Origin of the sequence: Photobacterium aquimaris, assembly GCF_002954455.1 — a bacterium.
Classification (GTDB): Bacteria; Pseudomonadota; Gammaproteobacteria; order Enterobacterales; family Vibrionaceae; genus Photobacterium; species Photobacterium aquimaris.
The window spans coordinates 2,046,144-2,065,008 of the sequence record NZ_MSCC01000001.1 but is presented as its reverse complement, the minus strand read 5'-3'; the positions used below and the strand labels follow the sequence as shown (position 1 = coordinate 2,065,008).

The 18,865-nt window shown below is 40.6% G+C and carries 16 protein-coding genes; 4 read left to right on the top strand and 12 right to left on the bottom strand.

Annotated features, from left to right (window positions below; translation table 11 throughout):
* Nucleotides 1–318 precede the first annotated feature (318 nt).
* Entirely contained in the window at nucleotides 319–1,146 is an 828-nt protein-coding gene (locus tag BTN98_RS08995) for an SDR family oxidoreductase (protein ID WP_060997399.1), read from the bottom strand.
* A complete protein-coding gene (gene tesA / locus BTN98_RS08990; RefSeq protein ID WP_060997398.1) occupies nucleotides 1,143–1,757 on the bottom strand; it encodes a multifunctional acyl-CoA thioesterase I/protease I/lysophospholipase L1 in 615 nt (204 codons plus the stop codon). The genes BTN98_RS08995 and tesA overlap by 4 nt, the downstream gene beginning before the upstream one ends.
* On the opposite strand from tesA, the gene BTN98_RS08985 reads away from it, so the two are divergent.
* Nucleotides 1,756–2,466: an ABC transporter ATP-binding protein gene (locus tag BTN98_RS08985; protein WP_060997397.1), complete on the top strand. Its 711-nt coding sequence runs from the start codon at nucleotides 1,756–1,758 to the stop codon at nucleotides 2,464–2,466. The genes tesA and BTN98_RS08985 overlap by 2 nt on opposite strands.
* Nucleotides 2,459–4,966 carry an ABC transporter permease gene (locus BTN98_RS08980; RefSeq protein ID WP_060997396.1) on the top strand — a complete coding sequence of 836 codons (2,508 nt, stop codon included), beginning with the start codon at nucleotides 2,459–2,461 and terminating at the stop codon, nucleotides 4,964–4,966. Before BTN98_RS08985 ends, BTN98_RS08980 begins: the two co-directional genes overlap by 8 nt.
* A gap of 11 nt (nucleotides 4,967–4,977) precedes the next feature.
* On the opposite strand, the gene BTN98_RS08975 is transcribed toward BTN98_RS08980, so the two are convergent.
* Nucleotides 4,978–5,880: a TIGR01777 family oxidoreductase gene (locus BTN98_RS08975; protein ID WP_060997395.1), complete on the bottom strand. Its 903-nt coding sequence runs from the start codon at nucleotides 5,878–5,880 to the stop codon at nucleotides 4,978–4,980.
* A 235-nt stretch (nucleotides 5,881–6,115) separates the two neighbouring features.
* Between BTN98_RS08975 and yfcE the strand changes: the two genes are divergently transcribed.
* Nucleotides 6,116–6,664: a phosphodiesterase gene (yfcE, locus tag BTN98_RS08970; protein WP_060997394.1), complete on the top strand. Its 549-nt coding sequence runs from the start codon at nucleotides 6,116–6,118 to the stop codon at nucleotides 6,662–6,664.
* 69 nt (nucleotides 6,665–6,733) lie between these two features.
* Here the strand turns inward: yfcE and BTN98_RS08965 are convergent, their stop codons facing one another.
* The 4 genes from BTN98_RS08965 to BTN98_RS08950 all read right to left on the bottom strand — a co-directional run bounded on the left by BTN98_RS08965 (nucleotide 6,734) and on the right by BTN98_RS08950 (nucleotide 11,421).
* The gene (locus tag BTN98_RS08965) at nucleotides 6,734–7,009 is read right to left on the bottom strand and encodes an Rdx family protein (protein WP_060997393.1); all 276 of its coding nucleotides are present in this window, start codon (nucleotides 7,007–7,009) and stop codon (nucleotides 6,734–6,736) included.
* Between the two features lie 18 nt (nucleotides 7,010–7,027).
* A complete protein-coding gene (locus tag BTN98_RS08960) occupies nucleotides 7,028–7,789 on the bottom strand; it encodes a sulfite exporter TauE/SafE family protein (protein ID WP_060997392.1) in 762 nt (253 codons plus the stop codon).
* A gap of 131 nt (nucleotides 7,790–7,920) precedes the next feature.
* Nucleotides 7,921–10,068: a phosphate acetyltransferase gene (gene pta, locus BTN98_RS08955; protein ID WP_197432872.1), complete on the bottom strand. Its 2,148-nt coding sequence runs from the start codon at nucleotides 10,066–10,068 to the stop codon at nucleotides 7,921–7,923.
* Nucleotides 10,069–10,224: 156 nt separating this feature from the next.
* Nucleotides 10,225–11,421, bottom strand: a complete 1,197-nt coding sequence (locus BTN98_RS08950) for an acetate kinase (RefSeq protein WP_060997391.1) — start codon at nucleotides 11,419–11,421, stop codon at nucleotides 10,225–10,227.
* A 336-nt stretch (nucleotides 11,422–11,757) separates the two neighbouring features.
* Here BTN98_RS08950 and yfbV point away from each other — a divergent pair, with 336 nt between their 5' ends.
* Nucleotides 11,758–12,207: a terminus macrodomain insulation protein YfbV gene (gene yfbV / locus BTN98_RS08945; RefSeq protein WP_060997390.1), complete on the top strand. Its 450-nt coding sequence runs from the start codon at nucleotides 11,758–11,760 to the stop codon at nucleotides 12,205–12,207.
* 109 nt (nucleotides 12,208–12,316) lie between these two features.
* Here the strand turns inward: yfbV and BTN98_RS08940 are convergent, their stop codons facing one another.
* The 5 genes from BTN98_RS08940 to BTN98_RS08920 all read right to left on the bottom strand — a co-directional run bounded on the left by BTN98_RS08940 (nucleotide 12,317) and on the right by BTN98_RS08920 (nucleotide 18,671).
* Nucleotides 12,317–12,625, bottom strand: a complete 309-nt coding sequence (locus BTN98_RS08940) for a DUF6172 family protein (RefSeq protein WP_060997389.1) — start codon at nucleotides 12,623–12,625, stop codon at nucleotides 12,317–12,319.
* 393 nt (nucleotides 12,626–13,018) lie between these two features.
* The gene (locus tag BTN98_RS08935; protein ID WP_060997388.1) at nucleotides 13,019–13,945 is read right to left on the bottom strand and encodes a ChaN family lipoprotein; all 927 of its coding nucleotides are present in this window, start codon (nucleotides 13,943–13,945) and stop codon (nucleotides 13,019–13,021) included.
* 107 nt (nucleotides 13,946–14,052) lie between these two features.
* Nucleotides 14,053–14,883: a 23S rRNA (guanine(745)-N(1))-methyltransferase gene (gene rlmA, locus BTN98_RS08930; RefSeq protein ID WP_060997387.1), complete on the bottom strand. Its 831-nt coding sequence runs from the start codon at nucleotides 14,881–14,883 to the stop codon at nucleotides 14,053–14,055.
* A 121-nt stretch (nucleotides 14,884–15,004) separates the two neighbouring features.
* Nucleotides 15,005–16,279, bottom strand: a complete 1,275-nt coding sequence (locus tag BTN98_RS08925; protein ID WP_060997386.1) for a sigma-54-dependent transcriptional regulator — start codon at nucleotides 16,277–16,279, stop codon at nucleotides 15,005–15,007.
* Nucleotides 16,269–18,671, bottom strand: a complete 2,403-nt coding sequence (locus tag BTN98_RS08920) for an ATP-binding protein (protein WP_235859478.1) — start codon at nucleotides 18,669–18,671, stop codon at nucleotides 16,269–16,271. The genes BTN98_RS08925 and BTN98_RS08920 overlap by 11 nt, the downstream gene beginning before the upstream one ends.
* Nucleotides 18,672–18,865 lie beyond the last annotated feature (194 nt).

Here is an 18,865-nt window from a genome sequence, read left to right as displayed (position 1 = left end):
GAGTGTGATACAGACACAGATAATATTAATTTGGCGCAACGACATACTACACCTCAGATAAGAAAATTTATGATGATATGAGTCTTTTGACTTAATACTACTGTAGCGTTTTATTGTGACACTAATGTGACGTTATTATAGTTTTTATACAGGAGAGGGGGTTATTTAGATTTAAAGGCTATTTGTTTAACTTTAAGCATTGTTATCAGGATGATATGACGATATTTATTTTTTAGTTGTTGTTTTTATCACCATTTTAAAGATGTAAAGGTGATTAATATGACCATAATAAATGCTGTTATTATGGTCTATATTTAACTAATTACTCTTTATTAGTAGTTTATCTAACCATTTTGTTGGCAATATGCGACGTAGAAAACCAAAGATATGTGTAGGCTGGGTTACGTAATAACGTGCTTTTGGCTGCTTACTGTGAATTATAGATAACAGCTGCTTAAATACTGCCTCAGGGCCTAAAGTAAACTTGTTATTGGGATTAGCCGCCCCTAATCTATTCAATGTTTGTTGATAAGGCTGTTGATGGCGAGAATGATTGATATCAATATATTGTTCAAATTTCTGCTTAGCATTATGTCGAAAATTGCTTTCAATCGGACCTGGTTCTATTAATGCAACTTTTATTGGCGTATTTGCTAACTCTAATCGTAACGTATCAGTATACCCCTCAAGAGCAAATTTACTGGCGTTATACGCGCCACGATACTTCATTGCTACCAACCCTAAAACTGAACTGTTTTGAATAATTTTACCGTGACCTTGTTGCAACATTAATGGAATCACGGTGCGAGTAAGTTGATGCCAGCCAAAAAAGTTGGTTTCAAATTGCGCGCGTAATGCCTCGGTGGGTAAATCTTCTAATGCGCCTGGTTGGCCGTAAGCGGCATTGTTAAACAGCATATCTAAATGACCATCAGCGAAGACTAACGCTTGTTTTAAGCCGCGATCAATAGATTCAGAACAACTAAGATCAAGTTGAATACACTTAATACCTTGGTTATTTAACCGTTCTACATCACGTAAATGGCGACAACTGGCGATGACGTTATAACCGAGCTTATTGAGTTCTGCTGCACAGTAATAACCTATACCAGAACTACAGCCGGTAATTAAAATAGATTGTGTCACTGGATGGTTTCCTTGTTGAGATAAGGACTAAGTTGCTGAGCCATAAATTGCGCGATCAACGGTTGTGCTTGTGCTGTTGGGTGGAGTCCATCTTTCATCATCAATTGAGGCTGAACAATGATCTCAATAAGGAAAAAAGGCAATAGCGGCACATTCAATGATTGACTCAATGTAGGGTAGGTATTACGAAATAGTTCGTTATAGCGTTTGCCATAGTTCGGTGGAATTTCTATTTGCATTAATAATGGCTGTGATCCCATTTCTTTAATTAAAGTGATCATCTGGGTTAAATTATTGCGTAGTATTTTAGGATGAAATCCACGTAAACCATCATTGGCACCTAACTCGATTAAGACAATGTCGGGTTGATGTTGCGCCAGTAGCTGGGGAAGGCGTGCTAAACCATTACCGCTGGTGTCACCTGAAATGCTGGCATTGATAACCGTTGTTGGTTGAGATTGTTGGGCTAATATTTTAGGAAGAAGACTGGGCCAACTTTTATTGGCAGGCATTTGATAACCCGCACTTAAACTATCGCCCAGTACTAATAGCGTTTGACTCGATGCTGTTGATGTAAATAACAGCATTATTAATGAAAGGATTCGTATCATGTCAGTCTCCGTAATAAAAGCTCACTCTGTTTTCAAACAGGTTACGACAGCCTTGTCGCCTATGACTATATTGCAGGATGTTTCGCTTGAGGTCGAGCAAGGCGAGTCAATTGCATTAGTGGGAGTATCAGGCGCAGGAAAATCGACCTTAATGACCTTATTGGCTGGATTAGATGTGCCAACAAGCGGTGAGATTGAATTATTAGGCCATAACCTGACAAATCTAAACGATGAACAACGGGCACAATTACGCAGTGAATCAATCGGATTTGTATTTCAAAACTTCTTATTGTTACCTACCTTAACCGCGTTAGAAAACGTCACCTTGCCATGCTTAATTCAGAACAATAATATTGATATTGAGCGCGGTAAGCATTTACTTAGCGTGGTGGGATTACAAGGACGTGAAACCCATTTACCGAATCAATTATCCGGTGGTGAGCAGCAGCGAGTCGCATTAGCACGGGCGTTTATGATCAAACCTAAAATTCTGTTTGCAGATGAGCCGACGGGTAATTTAGATCAGCAAACAGCGACGATGATCATTGAGTTACTGTTTGAGCTTAATCGAAATAGTGGCACTACGTTAGTATTAGTCACTCATGATGATGCCTTAGCGGCTCGTTGTGATCGCGTAATGCGATTAGATAATGGCGTGTTAAAGACAGAAAGCCATCGCCAACCAACCAAGGAAGAACGCCATGGCTAATATTGTTGTTATCAGTCATAAAACCATTTTTATGCTACGTTGGGCATGGCGTGAGATTCGACAAGGGCAATTATGGTTGGTTACTCTTGCGTTGAGCTTAATTATTGGCTGTGTGTTTGCATTATCGGCATTAGTGAGTCGTGTTGAGGCGATCATTGTCGATCAGGGCCGATCCGCACTTGCCGCAGATAGAGTCTTGGTTTCTTCACAGCCGGTTGATCTGTCGCAGCTTAAGATCTCAGCAACGGATCCTGTGAAAATGTCACAGCAAACCCGTTTTGGCACTATGGTATTTAGTGATAACGGCATGCAGTTGGTAAGTGTTAAAGCGGTCGATGCTCTTTTTCCATTGCGTGGTGAATTAGGTTTACAGAGCGCTAATACAACCGTATTAGAGCAGCATGTACATCCACAGCAACTATGGCTTGCTGAACGGTTATTTTCACTGTTGAACGTCAATATTGGCGATATGTTAATGGTTGGCGATACTGAACTAAAAATTAGCGGCCGTATTACTCAAGATCCTGAATTATCGTTTAATCCTTTTAGCCAAATGCCGACTGTGTTTATTCATCAACAAGATATTGAGGCGGTTGGAGGTGTACAACCAGGCAGTAGAATCAGTTATCGTTATTATTTTTCAGGTTCAAATACAGCCTTAGATAATATTCGTCAGCAGTTAAGATTAACCCCAAGTCAACGCTGGTTAACGGAAAATGATGCTAGTCGTAGCGGCGATTTTATTGAGCGGGCACGGCAGTATTTATCATTGACGTTAGTGCTGGTGGTATTAATGGCTGCTGCGACGTTAGTGCTTACTTGTCAACACTATGCCGTTACCCGTAAAACGGCGGTGGCGATGATGAAAAGCCTCGGCGCTTCAAGGTCTTTTATATGGCGCTGGTTATTAACCCAAATTAGTTTAGTGTTTGTGGTCGCGATTATTATTGGTTTAACACTTGGATTTGGGCTTGAATGGTTACTGCGTTACCCACTGCAAAATCTATTGCCAAATGATTTACCGCCAATGGGATTAGCCCCGATGGTGATCAGCTTATTACTGGCATTATTAATTGCATTGCCTGCACTGGGGATACCGTTATCACGTTTGGTGCAAACTGCGTCTATTAATTCAGTCCAAGCTTTAACACCAGCCTCGATACCGAACCGTTTATCTTGGCTGTTACTTTCCTTGCCGTTGTTAGCAGCCATAGTATGGATTGGCAGTAATCTATTTGTATGGCTAACCTTGCTAGGTATGGCTGTACTGTTGATCGTATTAGCGTTAGTTGGTGTGGCAGCGATTGCTTTATTACAAAAAATACAACTCGGTGCTGCTTATCGTTTGGCACTAAGCCGAGTTAATCGCAGTAAAACCAAAACTGCGACGCAGCTGGCGGCATTAACCTGCTCATTAATGTTATTGGCAGTGATTGGCTTATTACGCAATGAGTTACTGGCTGATTGGCAACATACGCTCCCTGCTGATGCTCCCAATGTGTTTGCACTCAATATTACCCCTGAGCAACAACAACGCTATTTAGCTGATCTAGATAAAGCACAGTTAACCCGCTCGCAAGGTTATCCAGTAACCCGGGGGCGGTTAGTGGCAATTAATGATCAACGCTTTTATACGTCATCAAATTCAGCCGCAATTGATCAAAGCGCCGATAATACAGAGATAAGTAACGAGCTAAATCAAAACGCGGATGATGACAGTGTCGATCCTGCCTTAAAACGTGAGCTTAACTTTACGTGGGCAACAACACTGCCAACTCATAATGTAGTGACTAAAGGGCAATGGGGTAAAGCTGAAGGTGTCTCGGTTGAATCTGGCATTGCCAAACGGTTGAATATTAATCTCGGTGACAAGTTAGCATTTACTGTGGGTGGACGAGAATTTAACGCTACCGTGAACAGTATTCGCGATGTTGAATGGCGTAATATGAAGCCGAATTTTTACTTTATTTTCACACCAGATGTGTTGCAATCATTCCCCGCAACAGGACTTGTCAGTTTTCGAGTTGGCGAGCAGCAAAATGCATTACTCAATACCTTAGCCAGCCAATATCCAACCGTGACTGTGCTTGATCTACGCATGATGGCGACCCGTATTCAAGGTCTGTTGGCACAAGTCAGTTGGTCGTTAACGGTATTGGCAGGGTTGGGTGTGGTCAGTGGCTTATTGCTGATCATGACCTTATTACGCTTGAGTATTTCAGAGCGCCAAACTGAAATTCAGTTATACCGTACTTTAGGTGCAAGCCGTAAACGCATTGCTGCCACTCTGTGGTTTGAATACGGCATTATTGCGCTATTGGCAGGTATTATTGCAGCTGTTGGCGCTGAATTTGTTGTCGGTCTGCTGGTGGTGAAAGGCTTTGAACTGCCGTTTACGATACACCCATTAATGTGGTTAGGCTTACCTGTGCTGGCTATTGCGTTGGTGTATTTAGTGTCACGGTCGCAGATCAAGAAGTTGTTGTTGCCGTTGCGGTGATAAAGTAAAACTCAATCCCCCAACGTCTGCTTTAACGCTTGCTCAATACAAGGGAAGCTAAAGTTAAACCCTGCTGCTTGTAGCTTATTTGGCAATGCGCGCTGACCATCTAGCAATAGCTGTGATGACTCTCCAAGGGCGAATTTTAATACCCAAGCAGGGGTAAATAACAGGTGTGGACGATGTAAAGTGGCGGCGAGAGTGGCACTGAAAACACAATTGGTAACAGGGTTAGGAGCGGTGAAATTATACGGGCCTTGAGTCTCATTGTGATTGATTAAAAATAAAATTCCTCGCACCATGTCTTGCAGTTGGATCCACGGAAAATATTGTTGACCATCACCAATAGGCCCCCCTAAACCGAATTGGTAAGGCAGTAACATTTTTGCCAGCGCGCCGCCTTGTTTAGCAAGCACGATCCCAGTTCTTAATAGACAAACACGGGTTTGATCTGATTGTGCTTCAAGAGCGATTTGCTCCCAGCGGTAACAGACCTGTTGGGAGAAATCAGTGTTATTGGGTTCAATAATAAACGTTTCATCAATCGTATGATCGTGTTGATCGCCATAAATTCCCACGGCTGAGCCACTGATAAAGGTATGTGGTGGATTATCACTGGCTTGAATTTTATCGACTAATTGTTGGGTGATGTTCCAGCGGCTGTGTTCAATTACTCGCTTTTGTTGTTCGCTCCAGCGTTTATCCATAATCGGTTCGCCAGCAAGATTAATAACCACATCAAATTGATTTAGATTAGGCAGCGATTGTAATGAATCAAGTGCATTAATATGATGACCTAATAATTGATAAGCGCGAGTAGGATCACGGCTAATAATAGTAATGTCATCATGGTTTAAATGAGGGAGTAATGCTTTTCCTATCAGCCCCGTTGCGCCTGTTACTAAGATCTTCATGTGGTTACTCCCTCGCAGTGTTCGATTTTACTATCTTAAATCAACTGATGTTGTTAGCAAGTTAGTGGTGAGATAAATATCAGCAATTATTGTTATCTCACAGTATAAGTGATGCCAATGATAGTCGTTGTCTCTCTATGGTGCTTGATTTCGATGACGTTACAACAATAGTATTTTTATTGTCGCTCACGTAGACTAAAGTGATATATTTTTGATGTTGTAGCTGAGTTTAGTAATGAAATTATTTTTTGCATCTGATATTCACGGTAGTTTAGCAAGTGCTCAAAAAGCAATTGCAGCCTTTGAACAAAGTGGCGCTAAGTATCTTATTTTACTTGGCGATATTCTTAATCATGGTCCACGCAATGCGTTACCTGAAGTATATGATCCAATTAAAGTTGCTGAATTATTAAATCAGTATGCTGATCGTATCACCGCGGTGCGAGGTAATTGCGACAGCGAAGTCGATCAGATGTTGTTAAGTTTTCCAATGATGGCAGATTATAACTTAGTGATGTTAGCCGATGGTCGACGATTATTTTTAACTCACGGTCATATTTATAATGCTGATAGACACCCTCAATTAATGGCGGGTGATGTGATTGTAGCGGGACATACCCATATTCCGGTTGCTGAGTTAAAAGGGGATTATTATGTGTTTAATCCAGGCTCAGTGGCTATTCCTCGTAATGGTTTACCAGCAAGTTACGGTTTATTAGACGCTAACCAGCTATCTGTGATTAGTTTTGAGGGTGAAGTGTTGGCGCAAACAGTGCTTAATTAACATGTTAACCATTAATAAAAAAGCGCATGTTTGAGTTATCAAGCATGCGCTTTTTTGTTGATGGAAGGGTTATCTATCGATATGGCCCAAGTCTCGCTCAGGATCAATTACATCACGAATGCGTTGTTTAAGCTGTTTAGCATCAGGAAACCCGTCATCCTGTTTACGTTCCCAAATTAAGCGGTTATTGCAATGGATTTCAAACCGTCCGCCAGTGTCTGGGTGAAGACTGATAGTTTTAATTTCTTCACTGAAACTATGTAAGAGCTCTTGAGTCATCCATGTTGCTCGCAGCATCCAATTACACTGACGACAATAATAGATATCAATAGTAGCTGTGTTCATGCGTATTCCTGCTGAAGATTAAAGATTGAGTAAGAGTTTAAAGCCAATCACAAAGGTTAAGGTTTCAAAGCAACGTTTAATTAATTGATTACTGCGTTGATGGGCAAGGTGAGCACCAAGGTAGCCACCCAATAATGATCCGATCAATAATACTGGCAGCCATGGCCAATAAATGGTCGCACCTGCCTGATAAATAGCAACAGCACCAATTGTATTCCAGCATAAACCAACACTGACGAGAGTGATTGCAACCGCTTGTTTGTAATCGCAACCAAACCAACGCACTAGAAATAAAGTTACAAATAAACCGCTGCCAGCAGTGAGGGAGCCGTTGATAATACCGATAATAAATAAACTTACTGCACCAACGATAAAGCCAAGCGCATTACGGTGCTGTGGGGCTGAAATTTGTCCGAGCTCTTTGGTAGTGACGGAATAAATACCAAGACTAATAATTAATGCGCCTAATGCAGCTTCGGCAAATTTAACCGGAATTAATAAAATTAGGTTAGCACCAAGGATGACACCAACAGTGCCGACGATGATCACATACAGCGTCAGTTTCCATGCCAAAGTGCCATTACGAATATGTTTTATTGTCGCACCTATGCCTAAAGCGACGCTGGCTATTTTATGGGTTGCTAGGGCAATACTAAAGGGAAGGCCGAGAAAGATAAGCAGTGGAAATTGGATCAGTCCTGCGCCACCACCTGAAAGTGAGGCCAGTGTGTTTGAAATTAGCGAGCCAATAAAAAGCCCTAATGTATTGAGCGCATCCATGCTATGTGGTTATCCTTAACCATAAGTAGGCTTTTAGCATAAAGGCTTAAATCAGCTGTTGCCAGCAATAAAAAACGCCCCAGCACAAAATTTTCGTGCTGGGGCGTTAGAACAGTTTTTAAAGTAATAAATTACTTAGCGTTAGCTTGTTCAGCCTGAATCGCAGTTAGTGCAACTGTGTAAACGATATCGTCTACTAGTGCGCCACGAGAAAGGTCGTTAACTGGCTTACGCATGCCCTGAAGCATTGGACCGATAGATACTAGATCTGCAGAACGTTGTACTGCTTTGTATGTTGTGTTACCAGTGTTTAGATCTGGGAATACAAATACAGTTGCTTTACCTGCTACTGGAGAGTTAGGTGCTTTAGAAGCAGCTACGTTTTCCATGATTGCAGCATCGTACTGTAGAGGACCGTCAATGATAAGATCAGGACGCTTCTCTTGAGCAAGTTTAGTTGCTTCACGTACTTTATCTACGTCTGCGCCTTTACCAGAAGTACCAGTAGAGTAAGAGATCATAGCAACGCGAGGTTCAATACCAAATGCTTTTGCAGAATCTGCAGATTGGATAGCGATTTCTGCAAGTTGCTCTGCTGTTGGATCTGGATTGATCGCACAGTCACCGTAAACCAATACTTGGTCAGGTAGTAGCATGAAGAATACAGAAGATACAATAGATGCATCTGGTGCTGTCTTGATGATTTGGAACGGAGGAACGATAGTGTTTGCTGTAGTGTGAACTGCACCAGATACTAGACCGTCAACTTCGTCGTTCTCAAGCATCATTGTGCCTAGGAATACAGAATCTTGTAGTTTCTCACGCGCCACAACATCAGTCATGCCTTTCGCGCCACGTAGCTCAACTAGACGAGCAACGTAGTTTTCACGTACTTCATCAGAGTTGATGATAGTTACGCCAGCACCTAGAACTACACCTTGTTGCTCAGCAACGCGGCGAATTTCTTCTGGGTTACCTAGAAGCACACATTCCGCGATACCGCGCTCAGCACAGATAGCCGCAGCTTTAACTGTACGTGGCTCATCACCTTCAGGAAGAACGATACGCTTAGCTGCTTTACGAGCAAGTTCAGTTAACTGGTAACGGAATGCTGGTGGGCTTAGACGACGCTCACGAGTTGAACCTTCAGATAGAGACTCAATCCAGTTACCATCGATGTGGCTTGCCATGTATTCGTTAACTAGCTCTACACGCTCTTTATCGTCTGCAGGAACTTCTAAAGTGAAGCTCTGTAGATTTAGCGATGTCTGCCAAGTGTTACCTTGAGCTGTCATTACAGGAAGACCAGTAGCGAATGCACGCTCACATAGATCCATAACAGGTTTAGGTAGGTCGTAACCACCAGTTAGTAGAAGAGCGCCTAGCTCAACACCGTTCATTGCAGCAAGACATGCAGCAACGATAACGTCTGGACGGTCAGCTGATGTTACTAGTAGTGAACCTGGACGGAAGTGCTCAACCATATTTGGAATAGAGCGTGCACAGAAAGTGATGCTCTTAATACGACGAGTTTCTAGATCACCAGTATTGATAATTTCAGCGTTTAGGTGCTGAGCAATATCTGTTGCACGAGTAGCGATTAGCTCTGCGCTCCAAGGTGCACAACCAAGTACACGGATAGGGCTAGAGTTGAACACTTGCATGATTTCAACATTTGAAGGCACAGTACCTTCAACGTCATCAAAGATCTCAGAAAGATCTGGACGAGTACGGCCTTCAGCATCAACAGGTGCGTTAAGTTTGTTAACAATAACACCAGAGATTTGCTTGTTCTTAATACCGCCGAAGTTAGAACATGCTACTTCGATACGCTCTTTAAGTTGCGCTGGGTTATCAGTACCAGGAGATACAACAAATACGATTTCTGCATCTAATGTTTTTGCAATTTCGTAGTTGATTTGGTTAGCAAATGGGTGCTTACGTGTTGGTACAAGACCTTCAATAAGTGCCACTTCAGCATTTGCTGTTGCTGCTTTAAAGCGTGCAACGATATCTTCAAGTAGAACGTCAGTTTTGTCGTTACGGATCAGTTCTTCTGCGCTTGCCATTGAGAATGGGTCAGCCAACTCCATTGTGCTATTTGCACGAATGATAGTCGTTGTTAGATCTGGCTGATCGCCACCGTGACGTGGTTGAGCGATAGGCTTGAAGAAAGAAACGCGAACGCCTTTGCGCTCCATTGCACGAAGTACACCAAGGCTAACGCTTGTTAGACCAACACCAGCGCCAACTGGGATAAGCATAATAGTACGAGACACTATAGATTCCTTTGACTATTGAATCGATACAGCACTGTTCAATAACAATTCGACTTTAGTGACTAAAGCAGAATAATCATAGAGCAGCACCACAGTAAAAGATGGTATTAAAAAAAACGGCTGACTAAAAGGTCAGCCGTTTCAATAATCGTAAGATTAGATCTCAGCTAGAAGTGCTGTATCTTCTGCGATTACTAATTCTTCGTTAGTTGAAACAACCATTGCAGGAACGCGGCTGTTTGCAGTAGTGATAACACCTTCGCCGCCGAAACGTGCTTTAAGGTTTGCTTCGTTATCTACTTCGATACCGAAGATAGCTAAACGGTTAAGAACCATCTCACGGATTGGTGCAGAGTTTTCACCGATACCACCAGTGAATACGATCGCATCAAGACGGCCTTCCATTGCTGCAGTGTAGCTTGCAACATACTTAGCTAGACGGTGACAGAATACGTCCATTGCACGTGTAGCTTCTTCTTTAGCGCCGTAGTTTTCTTCAACGAAACGACAATCAGAAGTCACGCCAGTAAGACCTAGTAGGCCAGACTCTTTAGTGAACATAGTGTTGATTTCAGCAACGCTCATACCTAGACGGTCGTGTAGGTGGAACATAACAGCTGGGTCAAGGTCACCACAACGAGTACCCATCACTAGACCTTCAAGAGGAGTAAGACCCATAGAGATATCTACAGATTTACCGCCTTTGATTGCACATACAGATGCGCCGTTACCTAGGTGACAGTTGATGATGTTTAGTTCATCAAGAGGCTTGTCTAGTAGTAGCGCTGTTTCACGAGCGATGAAACGGTGAGATGTACCGTGTGCGCCGTAACGACGGATACCGTTTTCTTTGTATAGACGGTAAGGAATTGCGTATAAGAAAGCTTCTTCAGGCATAGTCTGGTGGAACGCTGTATCAAATACCGCAACGTTCTTTAGGCCAGCAAAGTTGTGCTTAGCAGCTTCGATACCGATAACGTGTGCAGGGTTGTGTAGTGGTGCGAAATCAGACGCATCTACGATACCTTGAAGAACAACATCGTCGATTAGAGCTGAAGCAGAGAACTGCTCGCCACCGTGTACGATACGGTGACCGATAGCGCCTAGGTTCTCTTTTAGTTCTGGCTTAGAAGCAAGAATAGTATCAACCATGAATGCTAGAGCTTCTTCGTGAGCAGCGCCGTCACCTAGTTGAGCTTCGTGCTTGCCATCAAGTTTCCACTTGATACGAGCTTCAGGAAGACCTAGACATTCTGCTAGACCTGAAAGATGTTCTTCACCAGATACTGGATCAATGATGGCGAACTTAAGAGATGAACTACCGCAGTTTAGAACTAAAACCAGCTTAGACATGAGAGTGACTACCTATAATCTGTCTGAAAGTTGATATTCATGTTTGAATAAAAAAGTACCCCTAGAATAGACGAATTATAATTCATCGTCCTCCTAGAGGAGAAAATCACGCTCTTTCCTGAGAAATAGAATTGAGTTACCTCTAATTCTGGGTCATCCTTGACAGAGCCTAGCTTGCAGTTAAGGTCATTAACGGCAACAATTACATCTAGGCTCGCCTAGAATAACCGATTGTTACGCAATATAACAAAAAGATTTTTAGAAATTTTTAATTTGAATCAAGTTTGTTGTGTGTTTTTTTTAAATGTTATAATTTTTTTTGATGAGTGGTGCATTATGGCTCAACATACAATGTGGAAACACTTTCAGAATGGTCAGCATTACATGACAACATGGCCAATGCGCAAAGAGTTAGCGGCTGTTTTCCCTGAGCATCGGTATATTAAGGCCACCCAATTTGCAACCAAAGTGATGCCGGCAGTTGCCGCTATCAGCATTTTGACTCAAATGGTATTTCATAATTATGATGCGATGCCACAAGCGATTGCGATTGCGTTATTAGCGATATCAATGCCATTACAAGGGTTATGGTGGTTAGGTAAGCGCAGTCAAACGACATTGCCACCATCGTTAGCAAAGTGGTATAGCGAAATTTATCAAAAGATTGTCAGCGAAGGCCACGCGATGCAGCCGAAAAAGTCTCAGCCGTGCTATCAAGAATTAGCAGATGTATTAAATCGAGCATTTAAGCAATTGGATAGGCATGCATTAGATCGTTGGTTTTAATCGACTTTAATGATGTTTTACAACGATATTTGATGTAATAAAAAAGAGTCGTTAATACGACTCTTTTTTGTTTGGTTCTTATCGCGCATTACATAATGGCTAAGAGCGATTATTCTTCGTCGAAATCAAAATCTGGACGCTGTGCACGTGTTGCAGGCTTTGCCAGAATTTCTAAGTATAAAGATGGTAATTCTAGCTTTTCAGCTTCATCAATGTACTTGTTGATTTCTTTTACGTGAATAACTTTTGCTTCTTGCTCGGTATGACCAAACTTGCAATCAAAATCCCAAAAATCAGTACCAGCAGGTAATGTTTTGTTACGCTCACGGCGAATGTATTTCTTCACATCGTGTTTAACTGATTCTACAACACGAGCAGGTGCTTTTTTGGGATGAGTTAAAGCAAATGTTTTTTTCATTGTTTTCCTAATTAATTTGGCTCAAAGAAAAGAGCTCTGGCTTTATTTTACTGTAAATTGTCGTGGGTAGCGATGGGGTAAGGCTGAAATTCGTGCGATAAAAAAAAATTCATCAACTGAGAACTTTTTTGCAACTAATTTTAATGATGGCGGTCTTATCTATAACTGGATAATAAAATTGTTTGAAAACGTAATAATAATGACATGCTATAACCGTATTATAGTACCCATTGTGCACTATTAGTTGATGACTATTCAGGCGATAAACAGGTTGTTAAGGTATAATTACTGAGTAACTCAGAGATATAGCTGTTATCTCTCTTAGAACCCCAACTGCTTGGCCGCCGATGGGGTTCTTCTCTTTCTGGCGTTAGTGATTTAATTATTTTGATGTTATTTGTAACATTTTAAATCACTATTTCTCTGTCCTATGGCTTTCATAGCCGCCATCATTTTATCTTTTTGTACATACCGTTGTGGCAATGGTTGCATCTTTACTGTGAAATCTTGTGCATCAGCATCTAGCGATACTTGATCTGACACCGGGGTGACCATCATTACTTTTAGGGTCGGATTACGCGCTTTAATGCGTGATGCGGTGCCTAAGCCTTCCATAGTATGAAATCGACCAGCAACATGAATAATTTGTTGGTGAGGATGGTGGCTTAAATAATCAACCATGCTTTCTGCCATGGTGTCATCCCATGTTGTTTGGGCTGCAAATTGACGCTTCGTTTGGGCTTCATCGCCATGGTGCATTGAGGCTATAAAAGTTTGTTGATAAGCGTCCATGGCTAACGTTAATGAACGCGCAGCCCATAATCGTTCATTAGGAGGGAGCTTATTAAGGTATTCAGCTCCTTGACGTCCAACACAACGCACAATTGATTTTGGTGCATTTGCTGCAATCACATTTAATTTATTCTGCTTTGCAAATTCGACTAATGGTCGATAATCACTGTCATAATTTGGCCATGCATTGGCTTCTTTTATCAAGGTTTTTTCACCAATATTTCCCGCTAAATAGTCATTAACGACTGCTTGTTTATCGCGCGTAAATTGTTCCATAGATAAGGTTAAATGTGGATTTTGCTGATAAAGCGCCGCCATTAATTGAGCTTGCAAAAGGTGGGCTGCAGGGTGGCTATGCCATTCACCGACTAAAATAATGTCAGCGGTTGATAATGCTTGCGCTAATTGAGTTATAGAGAGAGGTTCGCCTTGAGGGCTAGCGATGGTGTAATCATACAAGGTTGCTGGTGGTGAAGATGCACAGCCAACCAGTAAGCTTGCAACACCGAGATACATCAATGATTTCATTATTATTATACCGACGAGAAAACGATAAATAATAAATGTAATGAGATTGATTATCAATAATAACTGATAATCAATCTCGTTTGTCTATTCAAAGGCGGTTAAATAACTTAACGACGGCGATAAACACGAATTGCAAAATCAGCTTCGCAACTAAAATTTTGCGCTTGTGCGAGTTGTTGCCATACCTGATCAGAGGTTTTCCATGCAAATGGGGTCATTTGCATTAATGCTGTCGCTTCTTCACCACTTAAAGTCATGTCATAGTGAAGTTGCTGATCTGCGACTAATTCAAAGCCTTCAATATTTTCTACAGGCACATCATGTAAATTTACACCGTTATAAATCAACTCTTTAAGTTGGTATAAATGACGTGGTGCCGGTGTTACTGCAACCAAAATTCCGCCTGGTTTTATCGCTCGGTTTAGTTCTTCACCTTTACATGGCGCATAAATACGTACCACACCATCAAAAAAGTGGTCGGCAAAAGGTAAGCGGTGACTCGATGCGACACAGAAATCACAATCATGGTAGCGCTTAGCGGCATATTTAACCGCAACTTTGGAAATATCTAGCCCATGAATACTGATATCTGGAAATTGTTGGCGCAGTTGTACAAATTCAGAGGTGTAATAACCTTCACCACAACCAATATCAAGCAATTCTGTGGCTGTAGGTGGTAGCTGTTGACGTAATTGCGCCATAACAGCATCACGCAATGGTTGATAATGATCAGTATTAAGAAATAAGCGTCGTGCTTGCATCATTTCTTTATTATCACCAGGATTTTTCGAACTTTTATGATGTACAGGCATCAGGTTTACATAGCCTTCTTTGGCCTGATCAAACTGATGATTATTACTACAGCGGTATGATGTTGATGATGTGCTGTGAGCATCCATAGTAAGTGGCAGGTGACATAAAGGGCATTGATAAGACATGTAATAGACCAAAGCTGAAAAACAGCCGTAGAGTGTAATGGTTATTAGCGATTGCCGCTAACAGATTTTGAGTATAAAAAAACAAGCCCTCATCACTGAAGGCTTGTTATGTCATACATGATTAACTCGTGGTGCGTACTTTATATTCCGCTTTATCGAGTCCGTGTTTTTTCATTCTTAAATACAACTTCTTACGTGGTATTTGTAAGTATGATGACACTTCATTAATACGCCCTGAAAACAGGTATAACGCATCCTCAATAACTTGCTTTTCATAGCCATCAACTAAATCATCCAACGGACTACTCATTTGATCTAACGGTTTAGAACGCTCTTGCCCTGCGAGTTTAACGATACCAATGGCATATAACTCAGCGACATTTTTAAGCTCTAAGACGTTTCCTGGCCACTCATAGCGATTTAGAATAGCTAAATAAGCTTTATCAATTGCAGGAATTGTTTTATTGAGTTTCTTACAACTTTGCTTAATATAGTGTTTAAATATCAAAGTGATATCACTACTACGTTGACGTAATGTCGGTAAGTTAAATCGTACTTGGCTTAAAAAGTAGAACAATTCTGGTAAAAATTGCTCAGTTTCAACCGACTCGGTTGGATCGCCATCAAATAGCGCAATCACACGAACTTCTTTTTTACCTTGGCGTTCTTGTTCAAGTAAAAAACGGCACAACCATTGCTGAGTTTCAATCGGCATATGGTGAGGATTACACAAGCATAAACAACCACTACGCGCAGAAATCATACTACGCTGTAAATCAGGTGTGCGCGTAATGTTAGCCGCATTTACCTCAACAAAAGGCCCATTACTTAATTGGCTATTTTGGTGAAGTAATTTTGCAACAGTATGACGGCCTGTACCACTTTCACCTTCAATCAACACATCTTTGGTTGTTAAGGCGATAGTTTTTAATTGCTCGCGAATTTTAATGATTAATGGGCTTTCTCCCAATAATACTTCGGCAGTGGTGGTATGTAAGGTGTTTCGCTGCTCTATAATTTGGCGACGCTGAGGTAAATATTTCTCAAGCAGTGTAATCAACTCTTTTGGCTGCAAAGGTTTTTGCAAAAAGTCGACAGCGCCTTTTTTAAGTGCGCCAACAGCCATTGGAATATCACCATGTCCAGTAATAATAATGACAGGTAACTCATGATCAAATTGCTGAATTTGAGCTAACAATTCCATACCATCTAAACCGGGCATGTACATATCAGACACAATAACACCTGACCAATTACGCTTTAGCATTCCCAATACTAGCGTTGGATCAGTTACGCTTTGTGCTTTAAATCCAGCTATTTCAAGTAGTTCTTGATAGGCCTCGACAACATCATGATCGTCATCAACAATCAGTACTTCAATATCATCACTTATCATATTTATTTAACTCCAGTACGACCATTGCTCCACCTGATAAGCTAGAGGCAAGGAAGATTTCACCCTTTAGTCGCGTCATAATTGAACCACAAATACTTAACCCAAGGCCTAACCCAACATCCTTAGTGGTGGTAAAGGGAATGAATAATTTTTTAATGATAGCGGCATCAAAACCATCACCACTGTCATAGACGGCCAATCGAATTTTATTCGCAGGGCTATCTAGTTGAGTAATTTTTATCTCGCGTTGTTCACAATGCGCCACTGCATCGCAGCTATTGACTAATAAATTAACCAATACTTGTTCTAATTGAACCTGATCGGCAAGTGCAAACAGCGGCTGTTCAATCGTATTTACCATTGTTGTTTGTTGTAGTTTGGCGCGACTTTCAACCAATGTTAATGCTTGTTTGATTGAATCTTGAACGTCAACGTCACTCAATGGCTTGGTAGCTGATTGTTTTTTAGCAAAATTTCTAAAATTAATGATTAGTTTACTCATTCGAGTAACTAGATCGTCTATTTTTGTCAGATTTTGGGGTAGATTTTCGTATTTTTTGTGATCAAGTGCAAGTTTGGCACTGAAGATTCGCGTCGAAATCGCTGATAAAGGTTGATTAAGTTCATGCGCAAGCGATGTCATTGTTTGACCAACGACGGCCATTTTAGCGGCTTGAATTAATTCATCTTGGGTTTCGAGTAAATCGCCTTCAATCCGTTTACGATCTTCTATTTCATCTCGTAGCTGCTGGTTGGTGATGGTCAGTGATTGCGTTTTTTCAGCAACAGTATTTTCTAACCAGCGGGCAGTTGTCTCTTGTTCAGTAATATCCGTCATCGTCATAATAACTTTGTCGTCATTACCTTGAGTAAAAATACGAAAATCTAAACGTAAATATAAACTATGATGATGTTTAGTGACTAATTTAACTGTCATGTTATAGGCACCATTACTCATTAATGGGCCATTAGGCGTGAATAAGTGCTGTAATGCTGTTGTGACTGAGTGGTTAAATAAATCCCAGACTTGATGTTTTTTAGTCAAATTACAAAAATTTAATTGTTTTAACGCCTGTGGATTAACAGATTCGACTATTCCGCTAAGATCGCAAGTAATAATACTGGCTTGAGTATTATTGATCAGATTAAGTGCATTAGAATTTTGAATTTCTTGCATTTGTTGGCAAAAGTAGCGCAAATTATCACCTAAAATACCAATCTCATCCACACCAGTTGTTTGTATATGCGCATTAAGATCACCACTGGCAATGGCTTGTAAATCTTGACCAAGTAAGTTTAAGCGTTTAACCACACCACGGCCAACCAAATAAATCGATAAAATAATACTGAGGATAATAGTAATAAATACCACTCCAAAGAGAACTAAATTACTGATCCAAATAGAATGGCGTGTTTCACCATTGAGTTTTGATAGTGCATTATCAGCATGATTAACTAAGGTTAGTATAATATTTTCTTGTTGGGTTAGTTTACTTTTAATATTACGTTGCGCCTGAATAATTTTTATATTGTTTATATTATCTTGGGTTAATAATTTTTGCAGATTACCATTAGGTATAACTAATTGAGTAAACTCTTGTTGTAATTGTCGGTACGCAATTGTTGATGGATAATTATTTAATTGCTTACTGATTTTATTGAGTGTTACGATTTTTTGACCTATAGCAGCAAATGCTGCATTAATGTCGTTATGTTGACGATGTAGAATAATATCTTCAATAAGTTGATGTAATTCATTTTCATTAACAGTTATTGCTTGAATAACCGAAAATTCAGTCATAACATTTTTAATATTATTATCATGAATAAGTGGCGATTGTTGAGGGTTATTTAACAGCCGCATCATTTGCCATTCAATTTCTAGCCGCAACGGTTGTAATTCATCAATGAGGTCTTGATGTAGCCTCTTAATGGTATTTTCGGTTTGTTTAAGCGCAAATTGCTGAGTATTTCTTTGCTGCAATAAGGCAATATAACTATCAATATTAGCAACTAATTGCTGCTGACCTGATTTTATTTTTGGGTAGTAATATAAACTGGATATGTTGTCTATTGATTGATGAATATCTTTCAAAACAGAAGCGATATTTTTCTTGATAGTTTTGTGCTTGAGTGGATTGGTATTTATATCTAATGCGACTAGTGCAGCTTGTAATTCAGCAGTGCTGCGCTCTAAACGATAACTTGCGCGAAGGGTTGGCATATTTTCATTAGCAATTGTCTCTATTTGTTGGCTAAGCTTTTGCCATGTTAGAGCAGCAATAACACTGACGCTGATGGTTAAAAACGCCATTAATATAATAGCTAAGGTTAGACGACTACCGATAGTATTATTTTTTACGCAACGAATCATGGTTATTTTATATTCCATTGATAATGGCATCTTGCTAATAAAATGGATCTTATTGAACAACAATTAGCAGCAAAGAAATAAAATGATTATACGTAGTGATTGCAACGATCACTAACTGTTTTTATAACAAAGGCGATACTGTTATTAACATGAGGATGGGTTGTTATTCTTAGGCAATGTAAGGGTTACAAAGTGGTTTTTTGTTTTTATAG

Coding starts and splice junctions, on each gene's coding strand:
- BTN98_RS08985 (WP_060997397.1), top strand. CDS start 1,756: ATGTCAGTCTCCGTAATAAAAGCTCACTCTGTTTTCAAACAGGTTACG.
- tesA (WP_060997398.1), bottom strand. CDS start 1,757: ATGATACGAATCCTTTCATTAATAATGCTGTTATTTACATCAACAGCA.
- BTN98_RS08980 (WP_060997396.1), top strand. CDS start 2,459: ATGGCTAATATTGTTGTTATCAGTCATAAAACCATTTTTATGCTACGT.
- BTN98_RS08975 (WP_060997395.1), bottom strand. CDS start 5,880: ATGAAGATCTTAGTAACAGGCGCAACGGGGCTGATAGGAAAAGCATTA.
- yfcE (WP_060997394.1), top strand. CDS start 6,116: ATGAAATTATTTTTTGCATCTGATATTCACGGTAGTTTAGCAAGTGCT.
- BTN98_RS08965 (WP_060997393.1), bottom strand. CDS start 7,009: ATGAACACAGCTACTATTGATATCTATTATTGTCGTCAGTGTAATTGG.
- BTN98_RS08960 (WP_060997392.1), bottom strand. CDS start 7,789: ATGGATGCGCTCAATACATTAGGGCTTTTTATTGGCTCGCTAATTTCA.
- BTN98_RS08950 (WP_060997391.1), bottom strand. CDS start 11,421: ATGTCTAAGCTGGTTTTAGTTCTAAACTGCGGTAGTTCATCTCTTAAG.
- yfbV (WP_060997390.1), top strand. CDS start 11,758: ATGGCTCAACATACAATGTGGAAACACTTTCAGAATGGTCAGCATTAC.
- BTN98_RS08940 (WP_060997389.1), bottom strand. CDS start 12,625: ATGAAAAAAACATTTGCTTTAACTCATCCCAAAAAAGCACCTGCTCGT.
- BTN98_RS08935 (WP_060997388.1), bottom strand. CDS start 13,945: ATGAAATCATTGATGTATCTCGGTGTTGCAAGCTTACTGGTTGGCTGT.
- rlmA (WP_060997387.1), bottom strand. CDS start 14,883: ATGTCTTATCAATGCCCTTTATGTCACCTGCCACTTACTATGGATGCT.
- BTN98_RS08925 (WP_060997386.1), bottom strand. CDS start 16,279: ATGATAAGTGATGATATTGAAGTACTGATTGTTGATGACGATCATGAT.
- BTN98_RS08920 (WP_235859478.1), bottom strand. CDS start 18,671: ATGGAATATAAAATAACCATGATTCGTTGCGTAAAAAATAATACTATC.